This window comes from Paenibacillus wynnii, from assembly GCF_000757885.1.
GTDB lineage: Bacteria > Bacillota > Bacilli > Paenibacillales > Paenibacillaceae > Paenibacillus_AQ > Paenibacillus_AQ wynnii.
The window spans coordinates 1,953,848-1,966,739 of sequence record NZ_JQCR01000003.1 but is presented as its reverse complement, the minus strand read 5'-3'; the positions used below and the strand labels follow the sequence as shown (position 1 = coordinate 1,966,739).

At 46.1% G+C, this 12,892-nt stretch carries 9 protein-coding genes and 1 riboswitch; of the genes, 8 read left to right on the top strand and 1 reads right to left on the bottom strand.

Going from position 1 to position 12,892, the window contains the following annotated elements; genetic code table 11:
- Positions 1–64: 64 nt before the first annotated feature.
- The 5 genes from PWYN_RS24540 (at position 65) to PWYN_RS24520 (ending at position 6,150) form a co-directional block, all read left to right on the top strand.
- Entirely contained in the window at positions 65–1,939 is a 1,875-nt protein-coding gene (locus PWYN_RS24540; protein WP_036657361.1) for a DUF2264 domain-containing protein, read from the top strand.
- A 133-nt stretch (positions 1,940–2,072) separates the two neighbouring features.
- Complete coding sequence (locus tag PWYN_RS24535) at positions 2,073–2,882, top strand: GNAT family N-acetyltransferase (RefSeq protein ID WP_036657358.1); 810 nt, start codon at positions 2,073–2,075, stop codon at positions 2,880–2,882.
- Positions 2,883–3,010: 128 nt separating this feature from the next.
- On the top strand, positions 3,011–4,177 hold the full coding sequence (locus PWYN_RS24530; protein ID WP_036657355.1) for an AI-2E family transporter: 1,167 nt from the start codon (positions 3,011–3,013) through the stop codon (positions 4,175–4,177).
- 18 nt (positions 4,178–4,195) lie between these two features.
- A complete protein-coding gene (locus PWYN_RS24525) occupies positions 4,196–5,677 on the top strand; it encodes a carboxylesterase/lipase family protein (protein WP_036657353.1) in 1,482 nt (493 codons plus the stop codon).
- A complete protein-coding gene (locus tag PWYN_RS24520) occupies positions 5,674–6,150 on the top strand; it encodes a DinB family protein (protein WP_036657349.1) in 477 nt (158 codons plus the stop codon). Before PWYN_RS24525 ends, PWYN_RS24520 begins: the two co-directional genes overlap by 4 nt.
- Before the next feature lie 98 nt (positions 6,151–6,248).
- On the opposite strand, the gene PWYN_RS24515 is transcribed toward PWYN_RS24520, so the two are convergent.
- Positions 6,249–7,718, bottom strand: a complete 1,470-nt coding sequence (locus tag PWYN_RS24515) for an N-acetylmuramoyl-L-alanine amidase family protein (RefSeq protein ID WP_036657344.1) — start codon at positions 7,716–7,718, stop codon at positions 6,249–6,251.
- A 152-nt stretch (positions 7,719–7,870) separates the two neighbouring features.
- Positions 7,871–8,020, top strand: a riboswitch (FMN riboswitch).
- Between the two features lie 119 nt (positions 8,021–8,139).
- On the opposite strand from PWYN_RS24515, the gene PWYN_RS24510 reads away from it, so the two are divergent.
- The 3 genes from PWYN_RS24510 (at position 8,140) to PWYN_RS24500 (ending at position 12,820) form a co-directional block, all read left to right on the top strand.
- The gene (locus PWYN_RS24510; protein WP_052088384.1) at positions 8,140–9,105 is read left to right on the top strand and encodes a DMT family transporter; all 966 of its coding nucleotides are present in this window, start codon (positions 8,140–8,142) and stop codon (positions 9,103–9,105) included.
- Positions 9,106–9,417: 312 nt separating this feature from the next.
- Complete coding sequence (locus PWYN_RS24505) at positions 9,418–11,157, top strand: sensor histidine kinase (protein ID WP_036657341.1); 1,740 nt, start codon at positions 9,418–9,420, stop codon at positions 11,155–11,157.
- A gap of 22 nt (positions 11,158–11,179) precedes the next feature.
- The gene (locus PWYN_RS24500; RefSeq protein WP_036657338.1) at positions 11,180–12,820 is read left to right on the top strand and encodes a response regulator transcription factor; all 1,641 of its coding nucleotides are present in this window, start codon (positions 11,180–11,182) and stop codon (positions 12,818–12,820) included.
- Positions 12,821–12,892: the final 72 nt, after the last annotated feature.

Sequence of the window (12,892 nt, the reverse complement as noted above, 5' to 3'; positions counted from 1 at the left end):
GCAGAATGCAACTAACGGAAGCGGAGCACAGCTTCGTATAACGATTAGGAGTGGAGTGGTGAGGATGAGTAACCAAAGGGGAACAATCACAACGAATCCGCTAATTACCAAGGCCGATTTACAGGAAGCTTGTCGGCAGCTTATAAATCCTCTGAAACCCTATTACAGCGAGGGTCGTGCTCGTTTGAGACTGGGAAGAACAGGTGTTCATTATGGTCCCTCCATTGCAGAGATGGAAGGCTTCTCTCGGGTTCTATGGGGAATCGTCCCTTTAGTGGCAGGAGGGGGAGAAGATGAGCACTGGGACTGGTGTTTGGAAGGCATACGTAACGGAACCAACCCCGAGCATACAGAGTATTGGGGAGAGGTTGCGGATTATGATCAGCGTCTAGTTGAAATGGCGGCGTTTGGTTACGGCTTGTCCTTGATTCCAGAACGGATTTGGGGGCCGCTGAATGAAGCGGAGCGTTCCAATCTCTATCAATGGCTGAATCAAATCAATTCGCATCCATGTTATGACTGCAATTGGCTCTTTTTTAATATATTGGTCAACATGGGGTTCCGCAAAGCTGGTCTTGACTATGATGCCGAGCAGCTGGAGCGCAATCTGCGGAGGATCGATGATTTTTATTTATTCGAGGGCTGGTACAGTGACGGTGTCGGCGGACATATCGATTATTATGTTCCGTTTGCTCTCCACTATTACGGTCTGTTATATGCCAGACTTATGGGAGACGAGGACCCCGTGCGGGCTCAATTGTTCAAGGAACGGGCGGGCAGGTTCGCAGTAGAGTTCCTTCAGTGGTTTGCACGGGACGGCTCCGCACTTCCCTATGGAAGAAGCCTCGCCTACCGATTTTCGCAGTCTGCCTTCTGGGGGGCGCTTGCCTACGCCGAAGTAGATGTCTTATCCCCCGGAGTTCTAAAGGGACTTATCCTTCGTAATTTAAGATGGTGGTTTCAGCAGGGGATATTTGATGCAGAAGGGGTTCTAACCATAGGGTATACCTATCCTAATCTAGTAATGGCCGAGAATTATAATTCACCGGGTTCTCCTTATTGGGCGATGAAGGCATTTCTTCCGTTGGCACTGCCGGATGATCATCTCTTCTGGCAGTCGGAAGAGCTGCCTCTTCCTGAACAGGCAGAATTATCTGTACAAAAGCCCGCACACCTGGTAATTTGCCGGCAAAATGAAACCGGACATGTAACAGCCTTTAACAGCGGCCATCTTACGACAAACGAACATACACACACCTCGGCCAAATATGAGAAGTTTGCGTATTCAACGGCTTTTGGCTTCAGCGTACCGCGTTCGGAATGGGGACTTGCCCAGGGAGCATTCGACTCCATGCTGGCCCTAAGCGAGGCCGGTGATAATCTATTCCGGGTGAGAAGACAGAATGAAGTATCGCAGATCGAAGACAATGTCCTCTTTGCAAAATGGAAGCCCTGGTCGGATGTAGAAGTACAAACCTGGGTCGTGGCAGGTCTCCCTTGGCATATCCGCATTCACCGAGTGCAGACAGCGAGGTCCTTGGAAGCCGCTGAGGGAGGTTTTGCCTTAAGTATTGAACCTGATCTTAGGGAGATTAAACCGGAAAATGGACCTGGAATTACCGCTCTTTGCAGTCTTGGAGGAAGCGGGATTCTCAATCTGGCTGGATATAATGAAGCTCAGCTTATCCGCCCGCATACGAACACCAACATTCTGCAGCCGCGCACTGTAATTCCAACGCTTCTAGCCTCACTCTCACCCGGAACGCATTGGCTTGTTGCTGCTATCTATGGTGAACCGGGTCAAGCCGCAGGCACAAACCTGTTGGATCAACCCAATGAGCGGTTAAACGTCGAAGTATGTGATCATGAGATCACAATTCGGACACAGAATGGGAAGGTCCTTAATCTAACCTTGGATTCAAAATTAGTCAGCAAATAAGGTATGGAATTCTCACAATATATGGACTCATGACCTACAGCTTAAGCATCGGAGATCTTTCGGCGCTTAGGCTGTTTATTTTTAGGAAGAAGAGGATTATGATTGAAGGATAGGAATTTTCAGGGGGGCTATTATGTTTGAGAAATATACTGCTGATGATAGAGTTCTGCGTAGCGAGGCTTTCGTAAAGGATGAACTTGAACATAATCTGATCCACATGATTAGTAGGTTTGAAGATTCTCTCAAGATTAAATCCGTCGATGATCAACTGATCTTCACGCAATCAAAGGGTTATAATCCTTGGTTATGGGTTTCTAGGGAGTTAGAGTCTGATCAATGGAAGCTTCGGATAGAAGACCTTGTGCAACATGTAAAGGGCACGGCCTTTCCGGGAATAACTGCGGAACCCAGTACGGCGAGGTTATTCGCAGAATCTTTTTGCGAGGGTAGAGAAACATCCTTCCATACGAAAATGATACTGGTATCCTATCACTGTCAGGTGTTAATCAAGCCTGAGAATGTCGATGGGAATCTGCTGCAAGCGAATGAGGAGCACTCCGAAATAATTGCTGAATTTATGGCAGGATTCTCTGAGGATGCGTTTGGAATGCCGGCTACTCCGCAAAATTTCCTCTCTATGGCAGAAGAAGCAGCCCGATCCGGTCACTTATACTTATGGATGGTGAAGGATACCCCGGTCTCTATGGCAAAAATAGCCCATCGAAGTGTTAGTCATGGCCGTATTAACGAAGTATATACACCGCGAGCTTATCGTAAGCGAGGGTACGCCAGTGCAACTGTGGCTGAGATCTGTGAGATGCTGCTTCGAGAGAACGTCACTCCGATGCTTTATGCAGATGCCAAAAATCCGGATTCGAATAAGGTTTATCAGTCGATAGGTTTTGTTGAGAAGGGCAAGATGGCGGAAATTAAATTTGATTAAGGCAAACGAATGGATGAATGCCCCTGAAAAATTTGACTTGCGGTCCTTATGTTGACTATGCTGTTTAGACATATAATAGCAACGCTTATTTTATACAACTAAGTGCTTGATTTAAGGGGGCTAGAGAAATGGAGAGGCTGCAAGTGTGGCCGGAGAAGTTCAAAAAGTTTTTTTTGAACAATAGATTCGTTGTGTTTTTACTTATATTACTGTTAATAGGAATTAACGTTCTGGTGTTTTCAAAAGTACCCTTCATCTTTGAGCCTATATCTGTATTGCTCCACACGGTTGCTGCACCCATGCTTCTATCAGGCATCGCTTATTACTTGCTCAATCCGCTGGTGGACCGGTTGGAAAAGAGAAGTAAAGTAAAGCGCATTTATGGAATTATTAGTCTATATCTCGTTATAGCCGGTATTATTACATTGTTTCTGTTAACAGTTATTCCTATGATTCGCAGCCAGCTCCTTGGACTCATTGATAACTTCCCAAGGTACAGTAACCAGATACAAGAGGAGTTCATCAGCCTTACAGGAAGCGAATTGTTCGATAAAATTCAGCAAAATGTTGGCACTGACGTCACCGATATTACTAGCCGGGTTACAACTTGGGTTACGACGTTCCTGAACAATGCGCTGAACGGTGTCGGTAACTTTGTGGGGACGCTTACGGAGATCGTTTTGGCGGTAATCACTACTCCGTTTATCTTATTTTACCTGCTTCGGGATGGAAAAAGATTGCCGGATTTCATACTGAAATTCGTCCCAACAAGGCTGCAGCCGCAGACCCAAATGGTGATGTCAGAAATGAACAGTCAAGTGGCGTCTTACATACGCGGACAAATCATAGTAAGCTGCTGTATCGGGGCTCTGCTGTATGTAGGATATTTAATTATCGGACTCGAGTATTCACTGGTGCTTGCTATTGCCGCTGCCTGTACAGCGATTGTACCTTATCTGGGACCGGCAATTGCTATTACCCCGGCATTAGTTGTAGCCATGGTAACCTCACCATTCATGTTGCTCAAAATGATCATCGTCTGGACAGCGGTTCAGTTAATTGAAGGGAAGTTTATCTCTCCGCAAATCATGGGCAAGTCCCTGAAGATTCATCCGATTACCATTATCTTTGTCATTATTTTCGCGGGAAAAATGTTCGGGATCTTAGGCATTATTCTCGCGGTACCCGGCTACGCGGTGTTAAAAGTGGTAGTCACTCATGTTTATCAGTGGTTCCGCTTCCGTTCCGGTTTGTATCTTCAGATTGAAGAAAAAACCGAAGAGAAGAAGGAATAATACGAAAGGATGACTGTCATGGAAGGACCCATAGCAAATACACAATATGGCAAGCTCAAAGGAACACAGACGAACGGAATTAACGTCTGGCGCGGGATTCCCTACGCAGCTCCGCCGATCGGAGCACTTCGCTTCCATGCACCTCAGCCACCAAAGCCTTGGAGCATTGTCAGAGAGGCTGTTGAGTTCGGGCCGGTCTGTTATCAACCGGCAGATAGCAGGGGCACAAGATTCGGGGGAACGCAGCCTGTTCATTCAGAAGACTGCCTATACCTGAATGTTTGGTCTCCCGTTGCCAAGGAAGAAGCATTGCCGGTAATGGTCTGGATTCATGGCGGTACTTTTGTAACCGGCTCGGGAAGCCAACCTATGTTCGAGGGAACCACTCTAGCCAGCCGGGGGAACGTGATTGTGGTCTCTATTAACTATCGACTCGGTCCCTTTGGGTTTCTTCATTTGACCCCTTGGGGGGACGGGTTTGCCTCAAATCAAGGGTTATTGGATCAGATTGCGGCTCTAGAGTGGGTTCAGCACAATATTGCTGCCTTTGGGGGCGATCCTGAGCGCGTGACAGTCTTCGGAGAGTCGGCAGGCAGCATGAGTATTGCTGCATTGCTGGCCATGCCTGCTGCAAAAGGCTTGTTCTCAGGTGCAATCATGCAAAGCGGGACTTCTCAGACCCTGCAGTCGAAGCAGGCAGAGGAAATCACTGCTGCATTGCTAATAGAGCTAGGAATTTCCGAGAAAGACGATGTCAGTCATTTAGCTACTCTGTCAGCAGAGAAAATTGTGGAGGCTGCTGATCGGATGACGATGAAGCTGTCTGGAGACTCGCTCAGCATGTTCTTTCAACCTGTTATTGATATAGACACGCTGCCGGAGGACCCTGCACAGGCGGTGGCTAATGGCTCAGCAAAAGGTATTCCACTGCTAATTGGAACCAATCGTGATGAGGGGAACCTCTTTTTCCGCGAAGGCTCTGGCTCTGCGGACTTTGAACAATCCCTGAGGGCGCTTGAAATGTTGATGGGTGTAGGTAACCTGTCAGAGATTGCCCGACATTACCCGGTCTCTTGGGAGGGGCAGGCTGACATTTTGACGGATCTGTACTTTTGGCGCAGTTCTGTTTCATTTGCTGAGGCACAGCGTACGCATGCCCCTGTATGGATGTACAGATTCGATTGGTCAGTACCGGGGCATCCGTTGTTATATAAAGCAGTGCACGGTGCTGAAATCGTGTTTGCTTTTAATAATTTATCCCTTCTGCGGCATCTAGGATTAGAGGTTACGGATTCCATGAAGCAATTGGCGGATATCATGCAGGGGGCATGGATAGCTTTTGCACATCGTAAGAACCCTGGAACTCCTGAGATCCCTTGGCCTCAATATCGTCCGGGGGATCGGGCTACCCTTATTTTTGATGAACATACACGCATTGTACATGATCCTGAACGTGAGAAGCGAAAACGGTTAATTCACAATATGGGGGGGAGCTTATGACACCTTCAGCCCAGGCTCAACATGATCATTTGATCCGCCTATTCGCCCATGCCCATTGGGCCAATGAGGAGATATTGAAGGCTTTACAGAATGCGGATGCTATTTCGGAGAAGCTGATTTCTCTGTTTGGACATTTGCTTTCAGCGGAAAAGGTCTGGCTGGAGCGACTTAATCAACGGAACAGTTCAAACTTAAGCATTTGGCCAGTAACCCGTCTGAAGGACTGTGAGCTTCTCGTTCAGGAGAATCATACAGGATACCAAAGCTACTTAAAGACGCTAGGGGATACTGATATGAACACGGTAATTGCTTACCGCAACAGCAAAGGCACGGAGTTCCACACTTCTATACTGGATATATTAAGTCATGTATCGCTGCACGGAAGCTACCACCGCGGTCAGATCTCCACCTATCTGCGGGTGGAGGGGCATGAGCCGGTAAATACGGATTTTATAACCTTTGTTAGAATTTAATGATACTCAACGTTAAAAAACTAGGCAGTCTCCGGATTATTGGAGACTGCCTAGTTTTTGTTTCCGATCGGTAGAGTTCTGCTTCAGCAGGTTAAGAACTAAAGCCCTAAATATTCCTTAATTCCGGAAACAACTGCCTCGGCAACCCTTTGCTGAAAGTCTTCATTAAACAGCAGGGCCTCATCATTCAGATTGCTTAGATAGCCGCATTCGAGCAGGATCGCCGGCATTTTGGTTTCTCTGGTTACATACAAGCTGCCTTGGCGAATACCACGGTCTGATAGGCCAGTAGCAGGAACGAGATACTTATGGACAACCTTGGCGAATTCCAGGCTTTCCTTGCGGGTGTAATACGTTTCATATCCGCTGGGATTATTCTTACTGCCGGCAGGAATACTGTTGGCATGTATAGATATGAATAAATCTGCTTTCATATCATTGGCAACCTTGGCTCTTTCCTGAAGAGTAGGGTAGCTGTCATTGCTTCGAGTGAGGATAAGTTTAAGGTTGGGTTCCTTCTCCAGCAGTTTCTTTATTCTCAGAACAGTTGATAGGGTGAAGTCCTTCTCATTGTACTTGCTAAGACTGATTCCTCCCGGATCTTTCCCTCCGTGTCCTGCGTCGATGACTACCAGCTTCGTGCCGACTGCAATTACAGGTGGCGGAGTTGCTGGTGGAACAGCAGGGATATTGGCTTGAGGGGGTGTAACGATGTCCGCCCCATTAAGGTCTACAATAATATGGCCGTCATTACCATTGATGACGCTGTAGGCTTTGGGGCTGTTGAGATCAATAACCAAACGAATCGTAGAAGGAGAATTGCTGAATAAAGAGTAACGGATTGCGGAAACATCGGGATTATCTGTGACTTCAATGGATCCATTTTGTTTGCTTCCAAGAGACGGACCTGGCATGAAGCTGGGAGAGTAGCTCGTGTTCGGTAAATCTATAACAATTCGATCCTTATTACTTATGGCAAAAACATTTGGGGTTACATTCCCGTTCAGGTCAATCAACAGTCTGTTATCCATAAAGTTGAGACTGGTAAGTGCAGCCCCTGAACCGTTTGCTTCATTTACCATAGGCGTGTCCAGAGGTGTAACTTGGGTCCCGTTGCTCTCTGGAGCTTTTACCGGAGAAGTTAGATACACAGTTTTGGTGGAGTTGTCCCAACGGACCGTAGTTCCCGTCTCTACCCCAACGAATTTCAAGGGTACCAGCGTTATATTTCCACTCAAAAAAGCAGGGGTATCTAGCTTAACTTGTTTCCCGGAAACCTCTGCAATAGGGTTGTTTAAAACCAACTTCAGTATTGTACCCGCCTGTTCGATGGTTGCCGTCTTCGTTACATTGTCCCACTTAACAACATATCCCAGCTGTTCGGCAACCAGTCGTAGGGGAACCATTACACTGCCGTTCACAATCTGTACCTGAGCATCTTTATAGATTACAAGCTCTTTACCATCCAGACTAATATGAGTGGCTGCAGAGTCGGCATGACCTATCCCCGGAACAAATAATGTTAAAAAGAAAAGCAGCAGTACAGCCCGAAAACCATGCTTTCTCATGTGTTATCCCTACCATTCTGTTTATTGGCATGATTAGATATATGATTAATATCGGGCTCGAATAAAGGAAAGTGTACAGTGTAGATTACTTTTTTGCTGGACGAGAGGAAAGATGTGGTTTATCCTGATATTGTGAAAATAATAACAGAATACAAGATTCTCGGAGTAAGGTGAAATTCCTAACCGGCGGTGATGTTCGTACACGAACTAAGCCCGCGACTCTCTTCTTTTTTTCATAGAGAAGGGACTGATCTGGTGCCATTCCAGAGCCGACGGTAAAGTCCGGATGGGAGAGGATCATAAGATAAAGGCCAGTGTTTTCTGGGCGTCTTTATTGATAATGTCCCCGATGGTTGCCTTTAAGGGCAAATCGGGGGATTTGGTCTCTTATCGAGAGTATGTATCGACAAGGAGAAACGGAATGTTGAGTAATGTATCGGCTTCATCATCAGGGGTTCGAAGGTTCCCTATCCGCAACGGTTTTTGGCTCGTTGCCTTGGGTGCAGCATTGTGGGGCGTGGATCCACTGTTCCGCATCATTCTTTTAAAGTCACTAACTTCTTCCCAAATCGTGTTGTTGGAGCATGTCGTGCTTTTTCTGGCAGCTGTGCCAGTCCTCTGGAAACAACGGTTTGAGCTGAAGGGGATTGGCTTTCGGCAGATCGGCGCACTCCTGATCGTGTCTTGGGGGGGTTCTGCTGTGGCAACCATCCTGTTTACCATGGCTTTATCGAGCGGCGATTTGAATGCGGTGCTTTTGCTGCAAAAGCTTCAACCGCTGTTCGCCATCGGGCTTGCTGCTGTATTGCTTAAAGAACGCCTGCCCCAAAATTTTGGACCCTTGATTATACTGGCACTAGCCGGTACTTATCTTTTAACCTTTGGCTGGAGTATTCCTTTTAGTGAAGTTAACAGCTTTATAGGTGTAGGCAGTCTGATGGCTCTGGGAGCTGCAGCACTGTGGGGGGGTTCAACCGTTATGGGCCGTTATTTACTCGGTTCTATGAAATACGAAACAGTTACTTCCCTTCGCTTCATAATGGCCTTACCCTTATTGTTCATTATTACAACGATGGAGGATGCACCTTGGCAAATTCATGGCGGTTATGGTGCTTCCGCTGCGATTGCAATTAATCTGTTGTTGCAAGCTTTGCTGCCTGGGTTACTCAGTATGCTGCTGTATTACAAGGGGCTCAGCACGACTAAAGCTTCCTTCGCTACTCTGGCAGAGTTAAGCTTTCCTATGACTGCCATAATCATTAATTGGATCGTCTTCAAACAGCATGTAACACTCCCGCAAATCATCGGATTTTCGTTGATCTGGACAGCGCTGTTCTTCATTTCAAGCCAGCAGTCTAAGACCGCAAATACTCCTGAAAAATCATAGAATTCGCTCAGCCTGAGGGGACGGACCCCAGGGCTGGTTCGGCAAAAAGCGCCTGTTCCCCGGAGGAAATCTCTGAGGCAACGGGCGCTTTTCTATAGTTATCTCCTACATTCGAAATTGACTGTAATAACTGCAGAAATGTTTCTTTAGTAACCTATAGAGAATCTTATAAAGCATTTACAATGGGGTTGTCTTTGGAAGTGATGCTTCCTCCCACTAATTAACATAAGGCAACTTGCCAATTAACCTAGGCGCCCGGAAAGATTATTTGTACAATTAGAATTACGACATTACACCGGGATGTGAACTATAGTGTATAAATATAATTTATTTACAAAAATTGTAAGTATAATGGTCATCATGCTAATTCCTATTACGATTCTCTATTTCTATTCCAACAAGACGACAACCGATGTACTCCGCAGTGAGTTGAATGTGTCAAATAGCAATCAGTTGAGCTTTTTCCAGAATCAGGTGGAGACGAATATGGAGCTGCTGTCTTCTTGGCCCATTCTGCTTATCCATGACCCGGATATTCTTAGTCTGAAGGATACCTATTTAAATAGTGAACATCTAAATCTGAACGCCATTAATTTGGTTAAACGAATTCAGACGAAAATCAGTATACAAGAAAGCTCATCCAACTGGAAAAGTAAATTGTATCTGTATTCCCCTTCCATCCATCGGGTGGTTAGCGAGAGCGACGCCAAGCCCTACCGGGATGAGGACTTAAGGCGTGAGGTCAAATCAGGCTGGCATGTGGATAAAATTGAGGAGCAGAGCGGTGACCGTTTTCTGTTCTCTTGGTTCTCATTCACACCCTATAAATCAGTGTTCTCCCCAGAGGAGGCCAACACGATCATGAAGGTTGAATTCGATAGCCGGAATATAGAGGATATGCTGGATAAGTTTAAGAGCGGGGGTAGAAGAGATCCATTCTATTATAAACAGGGAACGGGACTCATCTTCAATCACAGTGCCGATCAGAGACTGGCGAAAGAACTTGTAGGCAGGTTGGAACAAGAACAGTTAAAAGGAAGCGAGAGCCGTACACTGGACATCGACGGAGAATCCTACAGCGTGAACATTGTCTACTCGGACAAGATGGGCTGGTACTTGATTGATTACATTCCGCTTTCTGAAATTTTGAAGCCGATCCATACCTCTAACCGACTGTTCTATTTTTCTATTAGTGCCCTGCTGCTTATGAGCTGTCTTGTAGCGTATTTGTTATATGTACAGGTGCAAGTTCCCGTCCGTAATTTGGTAGGCGGCTTTCAAAGACTGAAGCAGGGGGATTACTCCACGCGAGTTGATATTAAGGGGAAAAATGAATTCAGTTTTCTTTCGGGGCGTTTCAACAGTATGGTTGAGCAGACGCAAGAGCTGATCGAGAATGTGCTGATGGAGAAAATTCATGTGCGGGAAGCCCGTTTGAAGCAGCTTCAGTCACAGATAAATCCTCATTTCTTTTACAATTGCTTCTCTTTTATTACAAGCATGGCCAAACTGAACAACATGCAGGCTGTTGTAGGCATGTCTCATAATCTTTCCCGCTATTACAGATACACGACTAGGCAAGAACGTGACCTGGTGGGCCTATCGGAAGAGACTGAATTTGTGACACATTATCTGGAGATTCAGGGAATGCGGATGAGCAGGTTGCAGTATTCTATGGACATTCCTCCACAGATGGGGAAGCTGGAGATCCCTCCGCTTATCCTTCAGCCGCTGGTGGAAAATGCTGTGCTTCATGGAATCGAACGGATGGCTGAAGCAGGAACTCTAAAAATCACTGGCAACTGCCGCGGAAGAATGATGACGTTAACCGTTGAGGATGATGGAAAGGGCATGACAGAAGAGGCCATTATTAACTTGGAGAGTAAGCTGGGCAAAGCGATGGATGAAGAGATGGGTTGCGGTGTATGGAACGTACACCAAAGAATGCGTCTGCGCTTTGGGGAAGAAGCAGGTCTAACCTTTGCTCCTTCTTCACTGGGAGGATTAAAGGTTACACTGCAGTGGCTGATACCCCCTACTGACATTAAATAATAGACATCCGGGAGGGACAATGATGATAGAGCTGTTATTGGTTGATGATGAATCTTATGTAACCGAAAGTCTGGCCCGCACCATTCCATGGGAGGAAATAGGAGTAATGGAGGTGCATCAGGCATCTTCCGCTACCCAGGCTCTAGTAATTTTAGAGCAGCATGCCATAGATATTGTAATCTCAGATATCTCTATGCCTGGGATGACCGGCCTGGAATTAATAGAAGCGGTAGGGGAGAAGTGGCCCCATATCCGGTCCATCCTGCTGACAGGCTATTCAGACTTTCATTATGCGAAGAAAGCGATTCAGCTGCAGGCTTTCGATTATATATTGAAGCCGGTAAGTGATGAAGAGTTTATTAAGAGTGTATCCGGCGCGATTGAATCCTTGAAGGACGAATGGGATGCCCATGATAAATACCATCAGCTGCTGTATAACCGCAAAGCTGATTACAGTGTTCTGCATGCCAGTCTAATGCACGATCTGCTGCTAGGCCGTGTGATCCCGGAACGGACACTAAGCACTAAGCTTAAGGAGTATGAGATTCAGTTTCATACGAATACCTCAGCCGCAATGCTGTTGATTCAACTGGGCAAGCATTTTTCGGCTATGGATCATCATTCGATATCTTTGATGGAATACGCAATCGGGAATATTGCCCAGGAGCTGTTCAAAGAGCAGTTCCATGTCTGGTTCTGTAAAGCACCACATGATTGCTTGATTCTACTAGTTGAATTGAAGCCGCAAATCGCGGAGGAACTGGAGATGCTGGATAGTTATACACTAGAACGACAGAACATCCTTAAGGCTGCAATCGCAAACTTCCGTACCAATGTATGCAATTATCTTAAGGGTGAACTTTCACTGATTGTTAGCGAGTGGTTCTCTTTCCCTGAGGGAATAACCGCTGCATATAGAAGCGGACTAAGCTCTATGTATCTCACCTCACACCATGAGACAGGATCGGTTATTTTTCTAGAAGATCATCATCTTCAGGAGGGTATCAGTACGAAGTCACTTGAAAGTCTCTACCGTCCGCCGACCCTGATTCATCTGCTGGAATCGAAGCAATGGGACACAGCCCGCCTAAAGATTGAGGATGTATTCCGGGATATGGAGACTGCACGTTGTACGAGGGAGCAATTATATGAGGTGTTTTTATCCATAACTAATGCATTCATGTACATTGCACATAAAGGCGGTCAGTTCATCTCGCAAATCGATCAGTATGCTTTTGACCCGCTGCTGGCCCAGAGTATCCTCGTTTCTTTGGATAAGCTTCGCAACTGGGCGTTGGAAATGCTGAGCAAGCTTCAAAAAGAGCTATCGGAAAGTGATCAGTATACGAAAAGCTATATCATCAAGCAGGTGCATGAGCTGGTTGGAAACCCTTCCGGTCACGACCTATCGGTAAAAACAATTGCAGATCATGTCTTTCTGCACCCCGTATACTTGTCCAAAATATATAAGGCCGAAACGGGTGAAGGACTCGGGGATTATATTATTCGCATGCGGATGGAACGTGCGCTTTATCTGCTTAAAAATACCAATAAGAAGATATATGAAATTACCTCGGAACTCGGATATCAGAATCCGCAATATTTTAGCAAAATGTTCAAAAAGCACTATGGTATGACACCTAATGAATTTCGTGACGGATAGAGGTTGGGAAAGGTGCAGAAACCTTGGTTAAATGACGTATTCGGTCATACGCTCATTCCCTATAATTAAACT

Bases quoted from the DNA above. Each gene is read 5' to 3' on its own strand.
- PWYN_RS24540 (WP_036657361.1), top strand. From the start codon at position 65: ATGAGTAACCAAAGGGGAACAATCACAACGAATCCGCTAATTACCAAG.
- PWYN_RS24530 (WP_036657355.1), top strand. From the start codon at position 3,011: ATGGAGAGGCTGCAAGTGTGGCCGGAGAAGTTCAAAAAGTTTTTTTTG.
- PWYN_RS24520 (WP_036657349.1), top strand. From the start codon at position 5,674: ATGACACCTTCAGCCCAGGCTCAACATGATCATTTGATCCGCCTATTC.
- PWYN_RS24500 (WP_036657338.1), top strand. From the start codon at position 11,180: ATGATAGAGCTGTTATTGGTTGATGATGAATCTTATGTAACCGAAAGT.
- PWYN_RS24535 (WP_036657358.1), top strand. From the start codon at position 2,073: ATGTTTGAGAAATATACTGCTGATGATAGAGTTCTGCGTAGCGAGGCT.
- PWYN_RS24510 (WP_052088384.1), top strand. From the start codon at position 8,140: ATGTTGAGTAATGTATCGGCTTCATCATCAGGGGTTCGAAGGTTCCCT.
- PWYN_RS24525 (WP_036657353.1), top strand. From the start codon at position 4,196: ATGGAAGGACCCATAGCAAATACACAATATGGCAAGCTCAAAGGAACA.
- PWYN_RS24515 (WP_036657344.1), bottom strand. From the start codon at position 7,718: ATGAGAAAGCATGGTTTTCGGGCTGTACTGCTGCTTTTCTTTTTAACA.